The sequence below is a fragment of the Spirosoma migulaei genome, from assembly GCF_054776855.1.
Window position 1 is genome coordinate 23,277 of sequence record NZ_BAAHBG010000044.1, and the last position, 25,064, is coordinate 48,340.

Consider the following 25,064-nt stretch of genomic DNA (forward strand, 5'->3'; position numbering starts at 1 on the left):
TTTTGTTATGGGGTGCCATCGAATTTGTAAATCTGAAATTAATTGAGCTATCCATTTTTACCTCTTCACTTTGTGTGGCTTTTTTTGTGAGTGTGGTCCTGCCTACTTGCTTTGGCCCCAGAGAAAGTGATAAAACTGCACCTGGATCGAACGTCTGAAAAATAATTTCTAAAGAAAGTAACCAACCCCTTTTTAAAAGTACGAACAGTGGTCATTGCATCCCTCAGCTGCACGTAGTGTGGGAAACTGCTGTGCACCCTTACAATCATGACCGCCAATCAATCATTACAGCTATAACTACAGGTGTCGTTACCTACGATAATCTTTAATTATCGTAGGTAATCGATTATTTACTATATTACCAGTACATTTGAACTAACCAGTACCAGGAGATCACCTTTGGTTCAATACAGACACGTTTTCATTTTATAGCTTAATAAAATTTGACGGAAGCAGGGAAGCTCGTCTTAACATCTCGGATCAACCTTATAATGTATCATGGACTTAAACCAAATTCAACTAGCCATTGCCAACTTACCAGATGCCGAGTATAAGCAACTCACTGATTGGATCACCGAACATGATTTTGCCCGGTGGGATGAACAGATCGAACAGGATTTAGAGAGTGGTCGCTTAGATCCGCTCCTGAATGAACTAAAGCAGGAGATTCGCGAAGGCAGGACAACCCCATTATGAGGTAGACGAACGAAACATTAAACAAAGCAAAGCATGAAGCAGCTGAAAGGAAAGGCTAGTGAAACGACCAGCCTGCCGAACCTGATACGTCGCTATCAGCTGGAGCAAGCGCAGTCTGAAACGTTTCAGCGGGACAAGTACTTGGCCCAACTTTATCATTCTACAGCGTTGGATGGTCATTCCTTGACGCTGGGCCAAATAGCTTCTTTGTCGGAAATAGAATCAGTGGGTTCGTTCTGCACGCCAGCAGAGTGGATGCTACTCGATTATATACAGGGGCAAAAAGTAATTACCGGATGGGCTACCCGTCAGGAACCCCTTACGCTGGGGAATGTGCAACAGCTTGGTGCGTGCGTGATGCAACAGACGGGAGGAATTACCAACCACTTCCTCTATCCCGTTGATTCACGCAAAGGCGAGTGGCAGACGCATGAGTTGTCGGGAGCAGGTGGTGTGTATGAACGGCCACACAAAATTCAGAAAGCCCTGCACGAGTTGATCAAACAGACCAATACGAATCTTCAGCAAAGTCAAACCATTCGGCAAGTCTATGAAACATCTTTTAGACTACACGCCGAATTGATTCGGATTCATCCCTTTGCGGAAGGCAATGGCCGGTGGCCAGGTTGCTAATGAATTTTGTTCAGCAATATAATCGCCTTCCCCAAAGTGTCGTTTTCATCGAAGACCGGCCTGCCTATTTGGCGGCTTTAAGCACGACGTTTCTAACAAAAGTAAATGAGTCCTTTTATGCATTCATGTTTGAGCAACTGACCAAACTAGTGACTCCCAATCCGAGGTCATCGGTGTAGTTGTACCCAGAAAACCCTGGTAAAGATTCAGGTGTGAATAGTCAATGAATGCGTTCTAGCTGGTCCAATCTCTAATTGATAACTTTATGGAACTCGATAGTTCTCCTCCGTCTTCCAATTCGCTCATTCCTACCACACAACAGGGCCTCTCTGCTTTAACCGATCAACAACAAAAAGCACGTGATTTTTACCATTCAGGCCTTTATGGAGCACTTAACTCGCAAAAAGCCTATCTATCGGATTTGGGGCACTACCTCGGTTGGTATAGCCAAAAAGAGTACCAGGCACTGCCCTCAACGCCCCAGACACTAGCTGAATATGTGACAGACTTAGCCGAATCCAAAGCATTTTTCACCATTCAACGCCGGCTGGCTAGTATCGCTAAATACCACAGAATCAACCAGCATCTTTCACCGACGACTCAGGAGCCATTTAAGGTATTTATGAAAGGGGTAAAGAAAAAGATGAGTGTTCGTCAGAAAGAAGCGCCAGATTTCACCCTCGAGGAATTTCGACAGGCGCTCACGGCGTTACCTGCCACACCGTCTGGCATTCGGGATCGATTGCTGTTATTGCTGGGATTTACGGGAGCCTTTCGGCGCAGTGAATTGGTTGCCCTCAATCTGGAAAACCTAACGGTTAAAACCAGTGGTATACTCATTCAGATCAACCGGTCTAAAACCAATCAGGCCGGGGAGCGGGAAGAGAAATACGTGGCCAAAGCGAAGAATGCAGAGTACTGTCCACTGACAATTTATCAAGAGTGGCTGTCCTTTATAAATCGCTCCGAAGGTCCTCTGTTTGTCCGCATACGAAAAGGGGAGCGACCAACACTGGAGCGTTTATCCGACGATTATGTCAATTTGCTGACGAAACGAATGTTTCAGCAGGCGGGTAAAAATTACACGGCTCACTCACTTCGGGCGTCCTTTGTCACCATAGCCAAAAATTCCGGAATCGATAATCGAAAGATACAGAATCAAACCAAGCACAAAACAACCAGTATGTTGGATCGCTACGATCGACGGCGGGATGTGATTACTCAAAATGCATCAACTGAACTAGACCTGTAAGGGAGTTAATCTAAGATATACAGGATTAGATATAGCGTTAATCGCGTCTTAGGAAATAAAATAGAAAATAAGGCATTGCTGCTACTATGCAATCTACAATGTTTAGAGACAAAGACCTCCGTGATATCTTAAAATTTAGGTTTAAGCAGGGTTTTCGTGAACGATTTTAGATTTGACTCTTATACTCATAATCATCTTTAAATCAGACAGATATGAGTTCAATAATTAAAATCAATTAGTATTTAAATGAACGAAATCTAAATTGAAATTACTGGTTCTAGCAAAAAAATTAAAATGGTATATGTCCGTTCATGCTGGAGTTCTGCTATGTTGCTTCCAAATTGGTCACAGAAGCAAATTGTCCCCAGTAGATACAGCTAGTATTAATGATTCAAAATAAACACATATGTAACTTAATATTTATTAAATGTATAATATACAACTACCCATAGCTTTATGTGACTTTTTCATTAAAAGAAATTACTTTTCATAAGTAAAATTAAAGATTTATGTACTTTATCATAACAGTTTAAATGTCATGATACTTTGCACATTGGAACATTAAGCAAATGAATCAAAGACCAATCGAAAACTAATTCAATCCATGCCTGTCCTATATATTGATAATTTTCGAGGGTTTGAAAAAACTTTTTTGGAACTAAAGGAAATAAACTTTTTTGTTGGTGAAAATAGTACTGGGAAAACCTCACTATTAAAATTAATTGGGATTTTAGCTTCTCCAAGCTTTTGGCGTTATAACCAATTTGGAGAAGATCTAAAAAGCCTTGGACAATTTTCCGATATAATCACAAATCCAAGAGTTGATTCAAAAGATTTTTTTGAAATTGGAATACTTGGAGAAGAAAACTCTGAAACGAATGAATTTTCTGCTATTAAATTAATATTTATAGAAAAAGATAGCTCTCCTTCGTTAAAAGACATAAAACTAATAAATAAAAATATTGAAATTCATATTAACATTGATGGAAGTCTTATAAAATATAGACTTCAAAAAAAGAAATTTAAAATACCCAACTCTTTTGCTGAAAAGTTTAAGCTTTTTAAAGACTGGGTTTTAACAAATAAACTAATACATCTGCCATTTATAAGAAAAAGCATAGATGTTGGAGGAGTTGCACCTTTATTAGAACAATTGACATATTCATTAATTTCAAACGGTGACCTAGAAATAGAAGAAAAATTGAAAATACCATATTTTTTAGAAAACATAGCATGGACTGCACCTGTAAGATCACAACCTGAAAAAACTTATGATAGAACAACATTGCATTTTGAAGCTTCAGGTAAGCATAGCCCTTATGTTCTTCAAAAGTATTTATTAGATGACACAATTTCTAGAAAAATACTTACCAAATTTGGTAAAGACAGCGGATTATACGATGATATTATTATAACCGAACTAAAGGATTCATCACATAAGTCTAACTCATTTGAACTCCAATTCAAACTTGACAATCGTATCCTTAATATTACAAATGTAGGTTACGGAATTTCGCAGGTTTTACCTCTTATAGTAGAGGTAGTCTTCAGACCTGCTGCTTCTTGGTTCGCAATTCAACAGCCTGAAATACATTTACATCCTAGAGCACAAGCCGCATTTGGTGATTTTGTTTTTAAATCGAACCAATTAGATAAACATAAATTTATTATAGAAACTCATAGTGACTTTATTATCGATCGATGTAGGATTAAAATTAATAAAAATAAAGTATTAAATAGTTCTACTAAACAAAACCAAGCACAAGTCATATTCTTCTCACGGTCTTTAAAAGGGAATCATCTTGGTTGTATAGCAATTCAAAATGATGGCTCTTATGAGGAGACTCAACCTGCCGAATTTAGAAATTTCTTCATTAGAGAACAACTTGAACTATTAAATATATAATCAATATGTGCATTGTTATTGATACTAATACATTGGCAAGCGTATTTAAGTCGTCATCTCTAAATCATAATGAATTTAAACCAGTATTGGAATGGATTATAAACGGCAATGGAAAAGTAGTCTATGGAGGTACAAAGTATTTTTCAGAGATTAAACAATATTTTGGCCTATTTTCTGAGCTAAAAAAGGTAAGAAAAGCAGTATTAGTCGATAGCGCTATAGTGGATCAATATGCAAATGAAGCTGGGAGCAAAATCTCACATTCAGATTTTGATGATCAACATTTAGTCGGTTTACTTATAACTTCAAAATGCAAATTAATTTGTTCTGAAGATAAACGGGCCTATCCATACTTTAGGCATAAGTTATTTTTTGGCTCTAGTAAAAATAAACCAAAAATATACAGAGGTCAAAGTAATATGGATCTATTAAATGAACAAAATATTGCGGCAATTTGTAAGACGTGCAAAAGTTTAAAAAATTCACAAAAACACATCGTAAACCTTATCCTTAACAATAAATAACTTAATCAATGGGAAGCACAGGAAGCGGTAACTTCAGCGATTATACTTCTAGAGTCTCAGGAAGTAATGATGGAAACAGTGGTGGTTCAAGTGGCGAGGATAAATGCGGGCAAGCTTTTAGTGCATCAATTGAGGAAATTAGCCGCTGTTTTTATTTTATGAATTACGGAGTAGTACCAACTATAGGAACAGAAGTCTCTATTTCCTTTAATGGCGTAAGATTGGTTGCAGAAACAAACTTAGGAGAGGATATAGGATACTTGCCAACAAAATTAAATTATGTAAAAGTGTGTATGGATAATGGATTTAAATACTCTGGTTTAGTATCAAGATCTGCAAATACGCCAACCCCTTCTATAACAGTAGATATAATACCAGAATGAAAATTTGCTTGGTTGGGGATATATTCGTTGATATTACTTTAAAAACAAATCAGCATGATACCAAGATGCGTCTGGGCGGAATAGTCCACGCAGCGCGTGGACTATGGGCTCTAGGCATTCCGTATTCTGTGGGTTATTTTGCTCCTGCATATTTAGATAAACAGATAAATGAATACCTAATAGCCTTTGAATGTGAAGAGGTACATAAGCTTGGCAATGTAATTGGATCACCTTACATATTTCTTATCCAAGATGCAAAAGAAGTTTTTGATCAGGGTTATGAGTTCATCTTAAGAAATGAAATCGAAATCGAATATTTTAAAGAAGCGATTCACAAACTGAACGATAAATCTTTTTCTGATATATTACTTTTTGCTGGAAATTTCGATCATTCAGTATTATTTGACGTTATTAAAAGGCAAAAAATACATATAGATGTAACAAATTCAATAAGAGATATTTCTTCTTTACAAGCAAATGAAGTTAAAGTGGATACAATTTTTTTATCCACTTCTTCTATACTATTTCAAGAGCACTTCAAGGATAATTTCAATAATTTTAAAAATAAATTAGCGCCATTTTGTAACAAATTTATTCTAAAAGAAAACAGAGGAGGTAGTAGAGGTTTCAATTTTATATCAAATGAATACTGTGAAGCCTCATCCCAAACTAAACCAATTGTGCACTCTGTTGGTGTGGGAGATGTATATAATGCAGCTTTTATTTCTAAATGCCTAGAACTAAAAATGCAGTCTTCCATGATTTTTTCTTCTTGGATTGCTGCTGAATACGCATCAACAACTTATCCTGATGACCTTAAAATTAATATTAATCGTATTTTGAACTCTAACTTCAAAGAGCTAGAGAACATGGCAGGTATTTCCTTACCATGGGAGCAAAGACGACAAATCAATGTATATATTGCTGCACCAGATTTTGACTTTGTAGATACTTCTCCTATCGAAAATGTAGTAAACAGTTTAAACTATCATAATTTTTCCCCACGCAGGCCAGTCAAAGAGAATGGACAAATGGCAGATGATGCAAATAAGAATAGAAGGCAAGAATTATTTAGCAAAGATATGATTATGCTTGAACAGTGTCAGATTCTTATAGCTGTTCTACTCTACAACGATCCAGGAACTTTAATTGAAATTGGGCTAGCTTCAGCTAAGGGACTTCCTACCATAGTATATGATCCATATCAAATTGCGAAAAATTGCATGTTGACCGAACTGCCTGACTTAGTAACTAACGATCTTGACTATTTAATTGCAGAGTTTTTTTCTATTTGCTCAAAATTACAGATATGAATAATAATAAAGATGGAGTTCTTTTAGCTTCTGGAGGATTAGATTCGACGACTATGGCCTTCTGGCTAGATAGTGAGCACATAAATTATATACCCTTATTTATTGACTATGGGCAACATTGTGCAGCCACTGAACTTGATACTTTAAGAGCAGTATTACCAGCGAAAGCTAGAAGTAACATTGAAATTATAGATATTAAATCCATTTATAAGAGATCCACTTCGCGATTTATAAAACCAGCTAATCTTTGGGAGGATGAAGTTAGTGCAGATGACTTATACATTCCATATAGAAACGTATTATTGCTCACCATTGGAGCAACTTTCGCCCAAACTTTAGGCTTTTCAAACCTATACTCGGCTTTTATAAATAGCAATCACGCGAAAGAAATAGACTGCTCAAATAAATTTTTTGAGAGTATGGAAGGTATTTTGGCAGAATATGGATCTGTAAAAATTAATATGCCATTTAGGTATTATTCAAAATATGAAGTTGCAAAACTTGGAATTAGCCTTGGAGTTTCAATCGACAAAACTTTTTCATGCCAAGCTTCTCCGACAATTCCTTGTGGCGCATGTCCTAATTGCGTTGATAGATTAAACGCATTAAATCAAATTCAACTTGAGTCAAATTTTGTATGAATTGTGCGCGAGAAGCAAGACGCTTGGCTGATTATATTTCTGCACTTGACGGGGAAATCCTTATAACCAGTTCAGTTTATTATAATTGCCCCAATCATATTGGTGCTCTTTTTACTGATATTATCCTTCAGGCAGGTGTCAACTATGAGTATGTGGTAAGGCCCCGCGTACAAAGGCTTGTTGTTAATTACCCAGAAGTCGATACTCGCTCGAAATTTCAAGAACTTGTCAAAAATGTTAGTTTAGAAACTTTAATAAGTTGGAAAAATAAGACTAAAATATATAGAATTGAGTCTCTACTTTACTATGCAGAAATAAATAATATCGATACTTGCTACGATTTAAGATTACATTTAGTTGAGCCAGCCAATCGACTAAATTTACTTGATATTAATGGAGTCGGCCCCAAAACATTAGATTATCTTTTGAAGCTCCTTGGTTATGATTCTGTGGCGGTCGATAGACATATTTATTCCTTTATTGAAATGGCAGAGGTCAATGTTAGAGGTTATGATGCCGCTAAAAAAATTGTTGAATATGCTGCTGATTTTCTGGAAATATCGCGTTCATCTTTAGATCATAGCATTTGGAGTTATATGGCAAAAAGAAATAGTACACTTGGGAATAATAGTCTTTCCCGACAATTAGCGATACCGTTTTAAACGCTTTTGAACCGCGTAGCTACGATTAAGCCATAATTGAAACTTGGAAGTTTAAAGGATTGATATGCTTCATTGAATATTCCCGAGGTTTAGAATACTAAAAAATTTGAAGTGTAGGAGTTATGATTATTTTTAACAAATATAATAATTCATTAATCATGTTATAAGTATATTTCTGATATTCTCAATTAGGTGCACTAAACCGTCTTCAATATATTGAGTGAGGTTAGTACTCCCGGCTCTAAGCTCAGAAAGATTTACACTGTAGTAGCCATTTTCCAAGGGCATTAAATAATTTTCCATGTTTATAACTGACGGTAATAATGCCCGAAGTGTAGCATTATTTTGAAATTGTTCGCTAAAATATTGGGTAATCAACTCAAATATTTGTTGCTTTTTATCAGAACTAAACTCATTCAAAATACTAGAATATCTCATGAAATCATCCTTACCATGGCCACTTGGATTACCAAAACAATAGTCAAATCCTCTATACCCATCACCAATGTAAATGGTCTGAATATAGCATCCATAAGCAAGTTCTACTATCAGTTCAGCATGGTTTTGTATAGTATTTTGGATACACCCTTCTGGGACTTGCAGAATTGATTGCCCTTCATAATCGTTTCCCTTCGGGATAATTATAATTTGAGCAAGCCCATGTTTACCCCAGTGTTTCTGTATAACTTCATGAGCTATAAAGTGACCTAACTCATGATATAAAACCCTTCTCAAATTATAATCAGGCATAGTAGAAACGCAAATAATAGGGCTGAAATATTAAAGTCAGTCGTCTAAAAGTAAGGTTTTATTTTTAATCAATTTATCTCATATACCTGTCTCCTTACTTGGCTTAAGCCTTTCAAAATCTATTAATAAGTTATTTAATACACGGTCCTTTGATTCGCCACTAATCCAATTCGGACCAAGTTGAGCACCGCTGTTGGATATTCGTTTTTCAAACTCAACTCTATCAGCCGCTGTGGGTAAACGATTGAATTCTATTCCAGCCCATAAAATGAGTAATTTCTCTTTACTCGAGCTGTGCCCCCCCAGTGCATATGAATTGTTAATTGGTAACTGGTCAAGTTCAATTACAACCTCACGTTGAGATTGACCATATTGGCCAATTCCCAAATGATATGAATTTATTTGTGACTTATGAGTATCGCACGCTTCTAAAAATACAGGATCATTAAACAATTTATCCAAATTGATGACTACGCTACCAGAAGTAGGTATTATGTGAAAGATTGCTACTTGCAATTGATTTTCCTTATGTGGCCCTCCCCCTTTTATGCCTTTGGCAACGTCTAAATCAACTGTCCAAGCGGATATAGTTTCTTCTAGTTTTAACTTGTCAGCTAACTTCCAAACATATTTTTTATCAAGAGTAATTTGCCTGTAACAATTACGACTTTCTTCTCTAAACTCGGGTGAAAGGTCAGCAGCTAATTCTTTTAACTTCTTACCTCTTCTCTGCTTCTGTTTATGATCACCACCTCGTTGCCAATCGTTGATAGCCTGCAAGAGTTCAAGAGAAAATTGCTTTAGCAAATTTGAAGCAGAGGATGCTTGCATATTAGGAGGTGTAATATAAAATGGTTAAAGTAGTTTTATTAATTGAAATAGTTGTACGATATATCTGACTGATCTAACAGAGTATATCATGAATTTTCTCAGTGTCCTTAAATGAACAGCTCGATTTACTAAAAAGGCATAAGAGCTTGTATGAATGCAGGTTTTCCTTAATAGCTCTATATTTTTGGTGAACAATGATCACTTTGACGATTAGTGATAAGATCGTTTTGATAATTCGTCCTTGTATGTTAGAAGCGTTTTTGTAAGTGTGTCGACATCAGGGAAATAGCCCCCTTTTATGAGTTTAAACTCAGTTTTTTCGATAGCTAAATTCTCAATCGCCCGATCGACAATACCTCTATCCTGATAGCCGAACTTTCCTATAGCTAAAAATCCAGTAGAGTGGTCGGCGGTGTATTTCAATGAATTATAAAATTCAAACTCATCGAAATACTTATTAAAATCGTTATCGATAGGTACTAATTCTTTAAATATTGGCCTAAGCTTGTCATATAAAAGTAAGCTCATAGGCATTGTCCAATTAGTACCATTTACGTTATTTAAATTGTCTTTTTCTATTACTGTCCAAGGGTTGGTTTGCGTCAACAGGGCTACTTTACCATAACTTGTTGTCACTTTCAATTCCACAATTTGTTTCAATAAACTAATATTATCTTTTGCCACACAACCTATGCCACATGCATATTTTAGGACTAAGGCTGGAAAATATGACAAGTTGTTCCAATTTGACCAGCTGGTACTATTGCGCTTTTCATCAGGCGTACCTACACGCCTTAATATATTAACAAACAATTCATTTTGACTTTTATTTGCCCAGTAACTTCCTGTTGCCACCAAAAAGCAAAGCGGCTCAATTTGTAGTGAATAGTAATCCATTAACTCTTTAATTGATTCAGCCGTAGGTTGTTTGGAAAAATTCACTGTATTGATTTTTTCAAAGCACTCCTCAACTATCTGGCGTATCAAATCATGTAGGTCAATACGATGCTCTTCTTTTACAAGATACTTTTTTAGCCGTGTTAATAGTATGCCTGTGGTAAGTGGATGACGTTCCCCATTTTTTTCAAGAGCTTTTAGGTTTTCTGTTGTTTCCGTAAAGAATGTATCTGCATCATTCATTTTTACAAGCTTTCCTTGCCTGGTAGATGTTAGTGCAAGCAGAACTTCATCCGCCTTATTCCGATAACCAAAGTAATTTGTATAACGGAATTTATTAGCGGACTTCATAATATCAACTAAAGCAATATCCCACTTTGCAGACCAACCACATGTTATCAATCCATAGTTTTCAAAGATATTTTGCAATAAGTTAACAAGACGTGCATCATAGTTTTCCAACTCGCTTTTTATATTTAGGAATCTGGTATCCTGATAATCGCCATTTATTTTGATGATGGTGATGGGGCTATGTACCAGTGGTAAGGTATTTTCTACATGGTTAGGGTTTGATATTACGGCTGGTTCAATGCCGATATTTTTTAATGCATTTTCCATCAACCGGTCAAAATTGGTTGTCACGATCACCCTAACGTATCCCAACTGTACGAGTTCTGCAATTTGCTTATGGGCGACTGTCGGAACTTTCAAGCCTGATCCACGCTCCTCTTCTGTCGGTTCTATATAAGGCTTAAGAAGATTAATACGTTCTTCTGGTGTATTAGTCAGTCGCTCTAGAATATCCGAATAATCGGGTTCCTTTTGAAAGTAATTTCGATACCACTCATCGGGGGGAACTTGCGGATTCTGTTTTTCAAGAAGAGCAATTTTGTTTATTAGGTCCAGTGTAATTTCCCATCCTGTTGGAATACCCGACGTACTGGAAATTCCTGAGCCCAATAATAAGGCAAATGCTCCTTTATTTATAAATATGGAATAAGCAACAGTTATTATTTGGTTATCCATTCTGAAATTTGAGATGGTTAGTTATTGCAAAGTAGGTATTCTATTCGAACACTAGGATTATCTTTTGAAAAGAAAACAGGTTAAAATGACTACTAATAATAGTTCAGGTAAATCAAAGTGGATGGTCAGAATAGTTTGGTAGATTTCAAACTTAGACCCGTGCGCTAAATCCATACATATCAATAATTTTCGCTTTCGGATAATTGATATTGGTTTTTAGGCCAGATTTAAAATCCGTTGTGAAGGTTGAATAAGCCATTTCATCAATAGTCTTCTGATATTGCCTGTAAAATACCTTAATGAGACTGAGAGACTTTTCATTCACTCGACTAAATCCAGCACCCTGTTCTTTAAATATACTCCGAAAAGTATTACAAAAATATTGGTCGAAAGCAGGTACAAACCCGAAAACGCCGAGTAACACTTTTGTGATAAGAGTCAGGTCGCTCTGTTTATTATGTATTAATGTATCTTTAATTTCTGAATAGATTTCTATAATTTTTTGGATGTTTTCATCAGTATAGGTGTCTACATCAATGTTCCAGATAGACTTATCTAGGCTAGAAATATATTCAATGGTTGGCTGAAAACATTTGACGCTTTTACTAAGCAGAAAACTTGATCCTCTAAACATGCCCCAACTGGCCAAGTAAAAACCAAGGGTTAAACAGCTCATTTCTGAATTATGGACTAGGTCATAAGGTTTAGATAACCGAAAATAATTATAGCAGTAGTCAAACGATGTAAATCGGTCTTCAGGGTTTGATTTACGGATGAACTTTTCAACTGCAGTTATTATATCTGTCTGGGTAATCGTCATATGTTGAAGATAGATAGCGAAATTGGTTAATACTTTGAAAAGGAGATTAGCATTAAAAGCTTTTACTGAATACGCTCGAGCAAATAGCATTACTATCTGCATAAACATCATAAGATCAGGCCCTTGAATTTAATGGCGTGCTATAAAATATTTATTCTTCTTCTTGTTCTCTATCAACAATGCTAATGTACATGTCATGCTCACCGTCGCCTACATATACATAGTTTATCTTATACGTAAGTCCACAATCTTCACATTCAATAGAGTTGTTCTCTTTATTGTCGAGTAGCGCAACTGCTGATTGGCACTCATAACACTTAATATGAGCTGTGCCACAATAGTTGCAGTTACCTATTGGAACTGATTCTTTATTGCTGTTACTGGGTTTAAACCTAATAGCTGGCAATTTCTGTATTTCATTAAAAAGCGTTAGCTGATTAGGATCATATTCTTGAGCTTCTACTTCATTAGTTACTATTTCATGAGTTATTGCTATTTCAGAATTGAATAAAATTGTAGTTAATAGTACATGCTCATCATCAGGCGAACATACATCGCAGTAATCTAGATTACGCTCATATTCATCTTGCAATCTTTCAAATTCTTCTAGTTCCTCTGCTTTTAGTATAGCATCTTCGAGTTCGTTCAGTAACGTAGCTAAATTAATTCGATAATGCATTTTTACCGAATCGAATACGCCTTTGAGGTCTTCATCAGGCTCCTCAATTTTTGCCGAATTAGAAAAATCGCCTTTATTTGCGGTTACAAAAAATGAACTTGGATACTGAAAAAAATCTTCATCGTTTTCGTCCCATTTCCAATTATTAATTCTTTTCTTCAGATATTCGACGGCACTCAGCAATATATATGCATCTGCCATACTGTTACTTTTATTGCCTTTAAAAGGAGCTTTTTTCTGCACAGCGAAGTCTGCAGCTATGATTTTAATTTTATCTTCTATTTCAATCTCCTCTGTATGATTGAATAGTAAATATTCAACCTCAATGATATGCTGTTCGTTGTTAGAAATTATTTGCTCAATTCGCTGAGCAAATTTTTGATGTAATGAATCAAGAATAACTGCGTCTGTTTCTTCTAAATACTTTTTGAAATGTTTTACATTTGCTTTGTTAGCATCTATTTTTTTTTGATATTCTTGAATTAAACCTTCTGTAGCAGAACGATTTCTATTCCACTCTTCTTTTATAATGTTTGTAGTTAGAATAGTTATTCGTCCATCTTCTACCATTTTTTTTAGTGCAGTAAGAAGCTTAAAATGTAATCCATCTTGATAGTTACCTGTTTTTGGGTCGTAGCTGCTCGCTAAATATATCCAGATGTTTGTATCAAGAATTAGGTAGTGCATATTTGAAGTTAAATATCTAATTAGAAAACATTACACATTTGCCGTTGCAAAGTGAAGTCTATTCACCGAGTTCATCGTCAGAATTTTCCTGGCGTAATCGTTCCTCAATTTCATCGATAGAGGGCAGTGTGCTTTTAAGGTTTTCAGGTAGCGACTCCATCAATCGGTACTCCGTGATACCAATCGGCTTGTGAACGTCCCGTAACGCATACTCGGCGATTAACTTGTCGTTTCGGCGACAAATCAGCAGACCAATGCTTGGATTATCAAACTCGCTCCGAAGCTGATCATCTACGGCCGATAGGTAGAAGTTTAGCTTACCGACGAACTCCGGCTCAAATTCAACCACTTTCAAATCAATGACTAAGTACGAGCGCAGTTTAAGATGATAGAACAATAGGTCGATGGCAAACTCACGGTCTGATACCTCAATTGGGTACTGCCGGCCTACATAGGCAAATCCCTTGCCGAGTTCCAATAGAAAATTCGTGATGTGTTCAACCAAACCATTTTCCAGATCCCGCTCTTTATACTTTTCAGTCAGTGTCAAAAAATCGAATAGGTAAGGATTTTTCAGTGACTGTTGAGCTAGATCGGATAGTGGTTCTGGTAACGTACGCGCAAAGTTTGTAATTGCCTTCCCTGACCGTTGTCGATAGCCCGATTCAATTTGTTGCACCATCACATCACGCGACCAGCCGTTTTCGACCGTCGCCTGCATGTAAAATAGACGCTCATCTAGGTCTTTCACTTTGTCTAGTAAGGTAATATGATGGTACCAGGTCAATTTTGCAAGCGGTACTTGCAAAATTGACCCCTCGCCGAATGGATCATCCGGGTAGGCAGCTGCGAACGATTTCATATATCGGAGATTTCTGGGCGACATACCTTTCATATTCGGGAATTCTGCTTTGAGGTCAGCCACTAGCCGGACTACGACCTTCTGCCCCCAACCTTGCTGTTTTTCCTGTTCCAGTATGATCTTGCCAATTCGCCAATACATACCTAAAAACTCGGCATTCGCGGCAATGGTGGCCCGTAACTGGGTAGTACGAATCTCTCGTTTCAGCTTTTCGAGCAGAGTTATGTAATTACCTGGGCCATTTTGCAAAGACTGCATAGACTATAATAAAGAGTAATTGACCTGCAATTTATCAGCTAATAGCAGTAACCTATCGCTGAGAGTAATTTCATTATTATATGTTATAACCGATTTTGAAAGCAAATAAAGTACATATCAACAGTCAATGCCTTCCTTCTGAATCTAGTGATCATCTACATACTATAAATGAGATCCTTTTAATAAATGTAAACCTTTGTGTACATTACCCGTCCGTGCTTAGTATAACTTTAGCCTTTCGTTAATCCTATTTAGCGAATGCCCTTCAAACCTCATCTATTTCAATCTATCTATGCCTAAGCCTTTACAAACTGAAACTACAACAAGCCCTATACCCAGTGCTAATGATCTCCTAGCTTACCAGATTACTCAGGCTTTACGGGATGCTGAATTAATAGCAGTTTCAAATGAAGCGGATGTATTAAAAATGCTTACTGCTGGCAATGTCAAAGCTGGTGACTGGCTTCAAATGCTCCAAAAAAATCTTCTGCTTAACTCCACACCTACTGAAAAAGACCATGCCGCAACGAATCACCCAGCTTAAATTAACGAATTTCCGTGGCGCTACTCAACCCATCACAGTAAAATTTACACCTGAAAAGAACGGGCCAAAAACAAATATAGTGGTCATTTTTGGTGAAAATGGAACGGGAAAATCGACCTTGGTTGATGCATTGGACGCATTGGGAAATGCTTCATTTGGGTCACTAATCCGTCCTGGCATTCAGGCACCGCAGAAACATGTTGCTTCTTTGACGCGTGACGTGAAGTCCGTCGAAGTAGAGCTAACAACCCAAGCTGGTCATAGTTGCAAGGCCACTATCGGTGGAAAAAATATTTCCCTTACCCACAGCCACAAGGATGGTATCATGCCTGAAATCCGGGTATTACGCCGACGTGATTTATTGAAACTCATTGAGGCAAACGCGGCCGACCGCTATAAGGCTATTCAGGACTTTATCGCTGTAACTGGAGTAGACATTGCAGAAGCAGCACTTCGAGCGGACTGTAATACGGTAGACAGGCAGGTTACAGAGGCAAAAGCAGCTCAGACGCAAGCGGAGAAGTCGTTGCGGGCGCTTTGGGAACAGGAAAAGCAGCCAGATGAATTGGAAAGTGAGCCATTTGCCTGGGCAACTATTCGAATTGCCAAAAACGTAAGCGAGTTGCAAGCCCAGTTTGACAAAGAGATTAAAATGCAAAAAGGTATCCAGCAGATAGTCAATACGGTATCACAGTGGAAGGAAAGCCAGGAAAAATGTAGCCAGGAAAAAAAAGAGCTAGAAGAAGTCGAAGCAGAACTATTCCAATTAAACCAACAAGCAGATGAGCGGGGGACTGACCTCATTAATTTACTTGGCTCGGCAGAGCGTTACCTAGCTTTACCTGCTGAGCCAAGCACCTGCCCCTTGTGTGGTAACGGTGTGCAGGCCGAAGAACTGCGCAGGCGGATCCAATCGCAACTCGATCAGCTAAAAACTAATCGCGCGCTATTGCAAAAATTAAAAGAGGTTCAAAGTCGACTAAAAACGGCAACTGATGAGTGTGGACGATACAACGGGGAATTACTCCGAATAGCCATCAACATGACTAATTATTTAATAGCAAATGAACCCCCGTCCGTAAAGTCGCTAGGCATAAATTGGGAAGAGTGCAATCAGGAAATAACCACCAGGCTGGCGAACGATGAGACGAGTGCGCAAATAGCCACGCTTGATGACAAATTATCATCAATTAGTATAGACGTGGAACAGGAGGCTGAAAGCTTACGCACCCGGCTAGCAGCTTACAATAACATCAAGACTCAACTGGGTTTTTTAACAGAAAGCACGATTAACGTCAGTAGCTTAAATGACTTATCAGAACGACTAAAAAACGTGACTGATTTGGTCGCTTCGAAACGTCGCGCATTTGTGCAAGCAATTCTCGATGAGATCATCGACGAGGTGAATAGGTTATATGAAACCATTCATCCTGGTGAAAAAATTGGTCTGCATCGCTTGGAAATCGATGAATCAAAACGAGCCTCTCTCGAACAGCATGCCCGTTTTGAAGACCAACAAGGTGTTGTACCGCAGGCCTATTTCAGCGAATCCCATTTGGATACATTTGGCTTTTGCCTCTGGCTGGCCTTAGCCAAGCGCAGCAACCCAAAGCAACTGATTTTGGTCCTCGACGATGTATTTACGTCGGTAGATGCTCAGCATTTTCGCCGGATTTCAGAATTACTTGAATCAGAAGCGCCTACATTTCAACAGATTATTATAGCGACGCACAACCGTCTCTGGCACGATTACTATAAAATGAGCGGAGCTAGCGCCCATTTACTTAAGCTTGAACGCTGGGCGATTGCGCATGGATTAAGACCTTATGAAGACTTAACCCTGGTCAATGAATTGGCTACAGCTTTAGCCGCCGACCAATTTGATCGGCAAATCGTGGCCTCGAAGGCGGGTGTATTATTAGAAAATATACTCGACAGTTTAGCCGTTTACTACGAGTGTACTTTGCGATATAGGCCCGGGCGAAGTTATACCCTGGGTGAATTACTGCGCACTACAAAAAAGCTATTCCAGAATGCAAAGGTACAACGAGTTAAACGCGACATCCACGGACAACCAGAGAACTGGGTAGAAATCGTATTAAAAGATTATCACGAAAAACTGGATGGGATAACACTCATCCGGAATGAGGTTGGCGCACACTTCAATCCATCGGGTAATGATTGGTCGGATAATGACGTGCGTGAATTTGGTCAGGCCGCCTATAATCTGGCCGAAGCGTTAGCCTGCCCGCAATGTGGTCATATACCGAAGAACGTTCGCATAGACCATCGTGGTTGTAGCTGTGATGCTAAATACCAAACCCGACTTTATCCAATGAACCTTAATTAACTCCCCAACGCAACCACTAAATCCTAATCCTGAGGTAAATTAATGTCAAGCGGCAAAAACTCTACTTGGCAATTACTGATAAGTACCTAAATTATTGCATAAGCAATCACCTCAAACTTAGTTATGCAACAACCGCCGACAAATCAGAGCCATCACATCGGCATCACGCTTCATTAGTAATAATGGATTCTTACCTGTCAGTTTACTTACAGCAACTCCTTGCTTATAAGCCGTAACACCCGAAATAGCGGTGAGCTTTATCGAGGAGGTTTTAGTTGCACCAACGAAAATGAGCCGCTTATTCGTCATGTAGAGATCGCCTACATCAATTCGCTTTAGTAAGTCAAACGTCTCTTTGCGAGTCGCTGAACTGCCCGATTGTAAATCAATCTCTTCGAACGCTTTAGCATACTCATAATGATCGGTGTAGTTGCTACGCCGATCTGTTGCCCTTTCCTCATACCACTGCACATCCTTACCATGGTAATGGCAATGCTCCGACTTCTGTAACGAAACCGCTACTTCGACAATTGGCAGGTCTGTATTTTCTAACAACCAGTAGAGTTTGAAGCGCTCTAACGTCTGCTTGGTCGCATAGTCTGGCTTAATACCCAGGTTCTTGCTGATCATGCGTAACTGCATTTCCTCTTCTGGGGTGATACGGGCATCAGCGCCGTACTGGGTGACAAAGCGAGCCAGGTAATCACCTCGCACTTCTTCAGAAATCTTGTCGGCCAGCTCACGTGGTAACGAAATGGTTTGTTGCAACTCCGTTAGGAAGACCCGTTCGTCAGCGGAGAGTTGTCCATCTTGCACAGCTTCTTCAAAACTACGCCGATATACCACCTCGCCGATTCGAGCATGAATCATCTCGACGCTTGGTGAGGGAAGCTGAAAGAGTGTACGTAGGTGACCAAGGTCATCTAGCTCGTCTTCCGATAAACGCCGGTCATTTAACGCATAATTAAGCTGAACAGCATAAAACTCTTCCAGATTCAGTCTAAACTGTCTGCTCAGCGACAGGCCGTACTTCTGTTCAATAGCCTGAATGGTAGTAGCCGTGATAGATTGAATTGGTGTATCAGCCAATAAATTATTTAGTTCGATAACCGCATTCTCTTCAGGATACTGTTTCAACAGACGTTGCATAAAGCTTTGCTGTACTAATGGTCGACTCTCAAAGGCCGTTGAAATCATATTTACGGTAGGTTTCGTAGATAGGTTTATCCCAGTTGCAAACACCCCCATGATGGGAACAGGCACCACGACCTTTGGCATTCGATGGACTGTACGATCCGTCGCAGCAGACAGTCTGGTAATACAGAATTCTTCGTAATTCAGGGTTTAGTTGATTGTATAACTTCGTTGCTGGGGCATACCCATCTTTAGAAGCTTTATATAAATCGGCCAAAGCATCGGTTTTTTGCCCTAACCGTTGATAGCATAAAGCTCGCTTGTAGCGAAACTCGGTATCATTGGATGTAGTGGATACTAGCTGGTCGTAGGCTTGCAGAGCTAACTGATATTGTTTGGACTGAAAATATCCAATAGCTAAACCAATATGAGCCTGATGCTGCTCTGTTGCGTTGGTGTCGGTAGCTAACTGCAACGATTGCTTATAGAGCCCAATTGCTTTTGCATACGTTCCTTTCCGTATGGAAGCGTCTGCTTTGGTCAGATAAGTGTGTAAGCTATCCAATCGAAGCGTCCGTTGACGAAATGCTGCCTCCTCGGCTTTTTTCTTGGCAACAGCTACCAGCCGTTCTGTTTCCCTCTCTGCTTCCAGACGATTACTATACTGATGACCAGTTAGTGACGAACTAAGGGCCAACACACTCAATATCCCCGTTTTCAACCAAAAAGTGAAGCGGAACCGTAATGCGTTTTCAAGGCGTTTCCGCCCCCACGGCGAAGCAAAGAAGGCAAGCAGAAGTAGAGATAGACCAAAGCCGGCATGATGTGACCAGACAAACAACGAAACAATAGCCGCTACGACTGCCAGTACCCACCACAATATGTCTACGGCTGAAGTAACTGAGTGCTTATTAGAAATGTCCGCTTCCCGAAAATAGTCAGGTAATACACGGTGCTGATCAGGAATAAGATCTGGTATATATTGCTTCATCTGTTATGGTGTAAACGCATTAAAAATAACAGATGCCAGGATGTATATTAGTATGATTTTCAGAAAATATAGTAAGTAATTTGTAATATCTCCATCACTCAAGAGGTTGCCATGGCGGCTACTGAATCTTTACCAACTTAAAAGTAAAGTGTTCTCGGTTAAAGTCAGTAGCATATTCATCGTCCTATTGAATATTATCAACTTACAATCTTGCTCAGCTACAGCTCCTGGATTGTTGTGACATTCGCTCGTTGACCATCAATTTCGTTACGATTGTAAGCCTACTTGGGTCAAATTGCAAATCAACGAGGGGCAGTACAAGCGTACTTGAATCTCGGTTAAGTTGGCCGCGTGTCGAATTAGACAGTCTATTTGCCTAGGACTTAATTTTGTTAAGTTCGTCGAAACGTTTCTGGCCACTAGCTTATCTTGATCGGCTACTTTTTCATTGATGATATGACTATAGCCAATACTTGCCTGAAGCCGCTCCAACACATCTTCTTTGTGGGTATGCAGATCCGCTAGCCAATCCTCTGATATCTGATGGGCTTCAATCAACCGAGTCGGAATTCGGCCGGCTTTTAATCCGTCAAAGAATCCCGATAAACATTTTTCAACATCCCAACCCAAGGAAAGGTAAGCAATCTCTTTTCGATGACTTTTAGCGGCATCGAAAAGATGCTGAGCCATCTGAAAATTTTTAATTCGGGTCATGAATGTATTAACCGTTCTCAGCAGCAAGGCAAACGTGTTTGTATAAGTGTCTTCAAAAGGTAATTTGTTACCAGCATCGCTAGTAATAATTACGTCACATTCGTAAGAGCTGCCTGGCTGAGAAAGCTTTTGGATGCCCTGATTGTCGTAAATACCGCCATCCACCAGGATGGGACAAACTTGATCAAACTGGTCTGGCTTTTGGAAATACTCCCTGTCTATACGTACTGGCGAGAAGGCAAATGGAACACAGCTCGAAGCCACCACGGCACGGGCCAGCGGAAAGTCGTGCTGATGAAAGCGGATCGGGAATTGCTGATAGGCATAATACGAGTCTTCCATTTTCTTTTTTGAAAAGGTAAAGGGACGACAGGTCTGTAGATTCGTGGACGCAATGGCTAATACAGGCCTATCGGGTAAATCCTTAAGGGTAAGCCCTTTATAGAAGAAGGCATTGTAAGCCCGCTCGATCTGGCGGCTTATCGGAAAGATCGAAAATTGGAACCGGATGAGGCCATAGCAAAACAACAAACCAACGACTGCAGCAAGCCAGGAAAAATCTGATTGGAAGAGGTAAATGATTAAACCAATGCCCCCGGCAAGGTAAGCCAATGCCCTGAGACTTGTCCAGGAAAAAATGACCGAACGAATGACGCTTTTGGTGGCAAGTTTTTGCTTTAATTCCTCCTCAAAAGCCGCGAAATTTTCTTGGTTCAGGCAGTAATAAGCACCCGTAATTGACCCGCCGGAAACGGTGGATAGTACATCAATTTGGGGTAGAATGCCCAACTCATGTAGTTTTTTTAGGGTGCCTAGATGAAAAGCCGCAGCTCGGTAGCCTCCTCCAGATAATGAAAGTCCTACTCTTTTATTTACATGCATAGCCAATCCAAAATTTACTCGTAAACATAAACCAGTAGTTCATCCGGCGTCACGATTAAGGCGCAGGTTGGTATAGGAATCATGCGGTTCAATACGCTAAGTTCAGCAATGGTTTTTTCATCCTTTGTACTTAACCCTTTTAGATTCATGGGATGGGTATGCCATTCCCCTATGTAACCAATCACATTACCAGTCACTTTCTTGATCTCGTCAATTTCAGCTGGCAAGTTATTGGCACCACGAACAAATTCGCAACACGTTCCATGGCTGCCTTGCGGCTCAGCTATAATGTCGAAGACATGGATCGTTTTCGTTTTATAATTAGCGATCCCAATCAGTACCCCACCTGTTTCTTTAGGTGCCTGTCGATTGCCGTGTGCAAGAAGTAATTCTTTGATGCCACCCATCACCCGCACTTCCCACCCGCTACCGGCCTTACAGTTCAGTATGTCGAATGCCTGCACGTCTATGTATTCTGTACTAATGCTCGGAAACCCTTTCGTTACGTCCAGGTTTGAAAAGGCCAATATTCCTGGCATACCACTACTTTCCTGAGTGGTTGCTTTGGCTAGCATTCTTGAGAACACACTGGCATGGAAACTCAAGGTATCATCTGCCATCACAGATGTTGTTGAACTACAACCAAGACCCACATGTAAAGTGGTCACTTCGCGTTGCGCATCATTCATTCGCCAGATTTGTAGTTGCTCATTCTTAGTAGCATAAAAACAGGCGAAGTTCACCAAATCGTCCATCCTGGGATTGCGCTTGTGCCCCTCCGCATAAAATAAGCCAAGGGCTCCTGAATCCGCGATTTCCGTCTTGTAATATCTGGTGTTAGCAGGCAGTTGTTTTGAGATTAGAAAGTTCATCACCTGCACACTAGCTGTGGTGTCGATTACCTGTTGATACTCATGAAATTCGCGGTCCAGATAAATTGCACTGGACTTAATAGCGACAATTTTACTGGTGTTATCGGCAGAATAAAATTCCTTAATCACAGCGGCAAGCGCGTCCGCTTTATTGTGGCCAACCTGATCAGCAACTAATTCATGGCGGGCCAAGTTATGCGGTAGCATGTTGTCGTCATCACAAATGCCTATCTGAAGGTTTCCACTTCTTGCATCATGGAGTATCAACTTAGAACCAAGCGATCCGGCACCGATATAAAGCGAAGCGGGTGTCTGGTTTCTAGCAGAGAGATACCTAGCCATGTCTTTGCTGAATGGTTCAATATGGCCCTGAAGCCAGACTTTGTTACTATCATCCAAAGCAGCAATGCCTTTGGATGGCAAGACGATCAGAAAATTAATGAATTCATAATTCCCATTGTACCCGATTACTCTACGTGGCCGTTTAATAGCGAAAATTATGGAGAGCCCAAGCCTTTGGATAGCACCAAGCATTTCCAATTTTAAGAGTGCCTGATGCAAGTCGATTCCACGCAGACTGAAGAACAGTTTGAGCTGTCCATAATTTTTAGGCCTGGACGTTAAATACAGATCATCTGTCGTACCATCTGGATCCCAGAAGACAAAAGTGAACACCGGATTTGCACCCTGATCTTCATTTTCCAATTTCGGCAGCTTCACAATGGCATCGTGTACAATTTCAAATGCGATAAACGGAACAGGCGCATTAGTTTGGTAGGCATAAACCGTTCCCGCTTTCAAAAGCTGTGCCCCAGCACATAAGGCTATAGGGAGGTCAGGCACAAATCTCTGATCGTTAGAGACGATCCCGTTGATCAAATCATACCGGTAAATATGCTTTGAGCCAATATTCTCCTCCAGTCTGGTAGGATCAAATTCATCCCCATCTTCATCGAGCTGACCGGTGGCTGCCTTATAAAGCCATTGCCCACCCACGTCCAGGAAGTCACTTAGTTTGATGGTTGCGAACCATTCATGGGGACTATTGCGCACTAGACATAGCCTAGCTGGCTCATCATCCGTTGTAAAATACAAATGCGAAAGCCTTGATCTGGGAAAATCTTTCCTGTCACTTAGTATAAAAGGAGCGGTGTGAGGGAATCTAGCTAATGATAATTGTATTAGCATGGGTTCTTCAGCCCGTATATCAATACCATCTACTGCACCCCGACTTGGAAGGGAGACTTTGTAGGTGATAGGTACGACGATGTGCCATTGATCAAGCGTCAATACTTTGGAATTACGAATCCCAAAGTATTGACTGATCTTCTTTATTGCAGACTGAATCTCAGCAGATAACTCACCTATATAGGGCTGTAATGAACTACTATGCAACATGTTATCCCTGGGTTACAACCGTTCCTGCCGCACCGGAACCACCTCCAGAAACCCAAGCAGAACCAGTGGGCTTTTTGGGAGCTCTGGCCGGGCCATTAACCGTAATATCAAAAACTATCGGTTCTGGCGAAGACTCATTCGGTTCTATAGCCGTATTCAGGAACTTGTCCGAACCGGATAGCTTTTTTATGTATTCTTTTTTGGCATCAGCGTAAGGGGGATTATCGTCGTTGTTAACGATCTTCTTACTGGAGGCAATTACCCATGCTCCACTACGGGCATAACCCAGGGCCTCGAGAGAAGTGGGCTGTACATCATCTGCTGAGGTATCATTGAAGAAACTCCAGGAGCAGTGGTGGGGTGCAAGAAACAGGTCCCAGTTCAAAGCCTGTTCATTGACATCATTCTTGAACCGTTTCGTACGCTCCAAAATCTCTACCCACGTGGTGTGGTCCGAATCCCCACCGAACATGGCCAAACAGCAGTAGTCAGAACGCCAACTGTATGCCTTAAATCGGGCCTGAAATACAATACTGGCCGAGTTCTTATCCTTATTCGGGGAATCCAGATGGATCTTGAACGGGGCGTGAATGAAAATCGAGAAGGTCTGCTGATCAGTATCGTTGAATCGTTTCACCACGTCTCCTGGCACAACCCGTAAATGATTTAGGTCTTGATACTCTTTGTTGCTGTCGTATCCGATAATTTTGATGCGGTTACCAGGCTTGTCTCTATCTGGATGATTAGTCCTGTGCAGATCAAGCCGCCTTTCCGCTTCGCACTGATGTGCATCTTCATCATCATTGGTATACTGCTCGGCAATCATGGGTGAAAACCACATTGTGTCCATAATGATCAGATTCTGATCACGATCTTTCTGCCCATACTTGGCAGGATCGCCCTGGTAAAAGTTGTCTTTGAATCCGTGGCAATGATCACGATCACCGTGGGTAAGAATGAATACGTCCAAGTAGTAATTTCCATTCCGTTTTTGAAGCGAATTCAGCAATTCCTTCTTGACATCGCAAATTTTTAGATCGGTGCTTTCATCGGATTTCGCGGTCAGCTTACAGTCAACCAATATTCTGGTACCGTCTTCCAGGGTGATCAACGACATGTCGCCGTTTCCCACTGGAAAATATTTAATCGTAGGATTAGCCATACTGAAGTAGTTTAATGATTAAGATTTTAAAACGTATTAGTAACTAATTGGCCACTTCTAGTTTCGTAAAATTGCTAGTTAGAAACTGATAACAGTTTTCCAATCTATGTTCGGCTACGACCGAGAATGGTTTTATACAGTTGCTGGGGCAAAGGAAAGAAGCAACTGTGCAACCTACTTGCACAGTTAAAAAATTT

At 39.8% G+C, this 25,064-nt stretch carries 22 protein-coding genes; 11 read left to right on the forward strand and 11 right to left on the reverse strand.

What is annotated here, in order from left to right; all coding sequences use genetic code 11:
* Nucleotides 1-498: 498 nt before the first annotated feature.
* From ACYVGO_RS36460 to ACYVGO_RS36500, 9 genes are all read left to right on the forward strand, one after another.
* Complete coding sequence (locus tag ACYVGO_RS36460; protein WP_460973660.1) at nucleotides 499-696, forward strand: hypothetical protein; 198 nt, start codon at nucleotides 499-501, stop codon at nucleotides 694-696.
* Nucleotides 697-729: 33 nt separating this feature from the next.
* On the forward strand, nucleotides 730-1,329 hold the full coding sequence (locus tag ACYVGO_RS36465) for a Fic family protein (protein ID WP_460973662.1): 600 nt from the start codon (nucleotides 730-732) through the stop codon (nucleotides 1,327-1,329).
* Nucleotides 1,330-1,594: 265 nt separating this feature from the next.
* A complete protein-coding gene (locus ACYVGO_RS36470; protein WP_460973664.1) occupies nucleotides 1,595-2,581 on the forward strand; it encodes a site-specific integrase in 987 nt (328 codons plus the stop codon).
* 604 nt (nucleotides 2,582-3,185) lie between these two features.
* Nucleotides 3,186-4,487: an AAA family ATPase gene (locus tag ACYVGO_RS36475; RefSeq protein WP_460973666.1), complete on the forward strand. Its 1,302-nt coding sequence runs from the start codon at nucleotides 3,186-3,188 to the stop codon at nucleotides 4,485-4,487.
* Nucleotides 4,488-4,492: 5 nt separating this feature from the next.
* Nucleotides 4,493-5,011: a hypothetical protein gene (locus ACYVGO_RS36480; protein WP_460973668.1), complete on the forward strand. Its 519-nt coding sequence runs from the start codon at nucleotides 4,493-4,495 to the stop codon at nucleotides 5,009-5,011.
* A gap of 8 nt (nucleotides 5,012-5,019) precedes the next feature.
* A complete protein-coding gene (locus ACYVGO_RS36485; RefSeq protein ID WP_460973670.1) occupies nucleotides 5,020-5,394 on the forward strand; it encodes a hypothetical protein in 375 nt (124 codons plus the stop codon).
* Complete coding sequence (locus tag ACYVGO_RS36490; RefSeq protein WP_460973672.1) at nucleotides 5,391-6,707, forward strand: nucleoside 2-deoxyribosyltransferase; 1,317 nt, start codon at nucleotides 5,391-5,393, stop codon at nucleotides 6,705-6,707. The genes ACYVGO_RS36485 and ACYVGO_RS36490 overlap by 4 nt, the downstream gene beginning before the upstream one ends.
* Nucleotides 6,704-7,348 carry a 7-cyano-7-deazaguanine synthase gene (locus tag ACYVGO_RS36495; RefSeq protein ID WP_460973674.1) on the forward strand — a complete coding sequence of 215 codons (645 nt, stop codon included), beginning with the start codon at nucleotides 6,704-6,706 and terminating at the stop codon, nucleotides 7,346-7,348. The genes ACYVGO_RS36490 and ACYVGO_RS36495 overlap by 4 nt, the downstream gene beginning before the upstream one ends.
* Nucleotides 7,345-8,010, forward strand: a complete 666-nt coding sequence (locus ACYVGO_RS36500; protein ID WP_460973676.1) for an HhH-GDP family DNA glycosylase — start codon at nucleotides 7,345-7,347, stop codon at nucleotides 8,008-8,010. Before ACYVGO_RS36495 ends, ACYVGO_RS36500 begins: the two co-directional genes overlap by 4 nt.
* A 156-nt stretch (nucleotides 8,011-8,166) precedes the next feature.
* On the opposite strand, the gene ACYVGO_RS36505 is transcribed toward ACYVGO_RS36500, so the two are convergent.
* From ACYVGO_RS36505 to ACYVGO_RS36530, 6 genes are all read right to left on the reverse strand, one after another.
* Complete coding sequence (locus ACYVGO_RS36505; RefSeq protein WP_460973678.1) at nucleotides 8,167-8,760, reverse strand: hypothetical protein; 594 nt, start codon at nucleotides 8,758-8,760, stop codon at nucleotides 8,167-8,169.
* Nucleotides 8,761-8,838: 78 nt separating this feature from the next.
* Nucleotides 8,839-9,591 (reverse strand): hypothetical protein, encoded by a 753-nt coding sequence (locus tag ACYVGO_RS36510; protein WP_460973680.1) that lies wholly within the window; start codon nucleotides 9,589-9,591, stop codon nucleotides 8,839-8,841.
* 210 nt (nucleotides 9,592-9,801) lie between these two features.
* Nucleotides 9,802-11,514, reverse strand: a complete 1,713-nt coding sequence (locus tag ACYVGO_RS36515; protein WP_460973682.1) for an SIR2 family protein — start codon at nucleotides 11,512-11,514, stop codon at nucleotides 9,802-9,804.
* Nucleotides 11,515-11,665: 151 nt separating this feature from the next.
* Nucleotides 11,666-12,334 (reverse strand): hypothetical protein, encoded by a 669-nt coding sequence (locus tag ACYVGO_RS36520; RefSeq protein WP_460973684.1) that lies wholly within the window; start codon nucleotides 12,332-12,334, stop codon nucleotides 11,666-11,668.
* A gap of 151 nt (nucleotides 12,335-12,485) precedes the next feature.
* Entirely contained in the window at nucleotides 12,486-13,700 is a 1,215-nt protein-coding gene (locus ACYVGO_RS36525; RefSeq protein WP_460973686.1) for a PIN domain-containing protein, read from the reverse strand.
* Between the two features lie 58 nt (nucleotides 13,701-13,758).
* Nucleotides 13,759-14,820 carry a PDDEXK nuclease domain-containing protein gene (locus ACYVGO_RS36530; protein WP_460973688.1) on the reverse strand — a complete coding sequence of 354 codons (1,062 nt, stop codon included), beginning with the start codon at nucleotides 14,818-14,820 and terminating at the stop codon, nucleotides 13,759-13,761.
* A 292-nt stretch (nucleotides 14,821-15,112) separates the two neighbouring features.
* On the opposite strand from ACYVGO_RS36530, the gene ACYVGO_RS36535 reads away from it, so the two are divergent.
* Both ACYVGO_RS36535 and ACYVGO_RS36540 read left to right on the forward strand, forming a co-directional pair.
* Complete coding sequence (locus ACYVGO_RS36535; protein WP_460973690.1) at nucleotides 15,113-15,364, forward strand: hypothetical protein; 252 nt, start codon at nucleotides 15,113-15,115, stop codon at nucleotides 15,362-15,364.
* Nucleotides 15,339-17,714, forward strand: a complete 2,376-nt coding sequence (locus ACYVGO_RS36540; protein ID WP_460973692.1) for an AAA family ATPase — start codon at nucleotides 15,339-15,341, stop codon at nucleotides 17,712-17,714. The genes ACYVGO_RS36535 and ACYVGO_RS36540 overlap by 26 nt, the downstream gene beginning before the upstream one ends.
* A 117-nt stretch (nucleotides 17,715-17,831) precedes the next feature.
* Here the strand turns inward: ACYVGO_RS36540 and ACYVGO_RS36545 are convergent, their stop codons facing one another.
* The 5 genes from ACYVGO_RS36545 to ACYVGO_RS36565 form a co-directional block, all read right to left on the reverse strand.
* On the reverse strand, nucleotides 17,832-18,911 hold the full coding sequence (locus tag ACYVGO_RS36545; protein ID WP_460973694.1) for a hypothetical protein: 1,080 nt from the start codon (nucleotides 18,909-18,911) through the stop codon (nucleotides 17,832-17,834).
* Entirely contained in the window at nucleotides 18,892-19,839 is a 948-nt protein-coding gene (locus ACYVGO_RS36550) for a hypothetical protein (protein ID WP_460973696.1), read from the reverse strand. The genes ACYVGO_RS36545 and ACYVGO_RS36550 overlap by 20 nt, the downstream gene beginning before the upstream one ends.
* A 267-nt stretch (nucleotides 19,840-20,106) precedes the next feature.
* Complete coding sequence (locus tag ACYVGO_RS36555; RefSeq protein ID WP_460973698.1) at nucleotides 20,107-21,435, reverse strand: patatin-like phospholipase family protein; 1,329 nt, start codon at nucleotides 21,433-21,435, stop codon at nucleotides 20,107-20,109.
* A gap of 14 nt (nucleotides 21,436-21,449) precedes the next feature.
* On the reverse strand, nucleotides 21,450-23,705 hold the full coding sequence (locus ACYVGO_RS36560; RefSeq protein WP_460973700.1) for a ThiF family adenylyltransferase: 2,256 nt from the start codon (nucleotides 23,703-23,705) through the stop codon (nucleotides 21,450-21,452).
* A gap of 1 nt (nucleotide 23,706) precedes the next feature.
* Nucleotides 23,707-24,867 carry a ComEC/Rec2 family competence protein gene (locus ACYVGO_RS36565; RefSeq protein WP_460973702.1) on the reverse strand — a complete coding sequence of 387 codons (1,161 nt, stop codon included), beginning with the start codon at nucleotides 24,865-24,867 and terminating at the stop codon, nucleotides 23,707-23,709.
* Nucleotides 24,868-25,064: the final 197 nt, after the last annotated feature.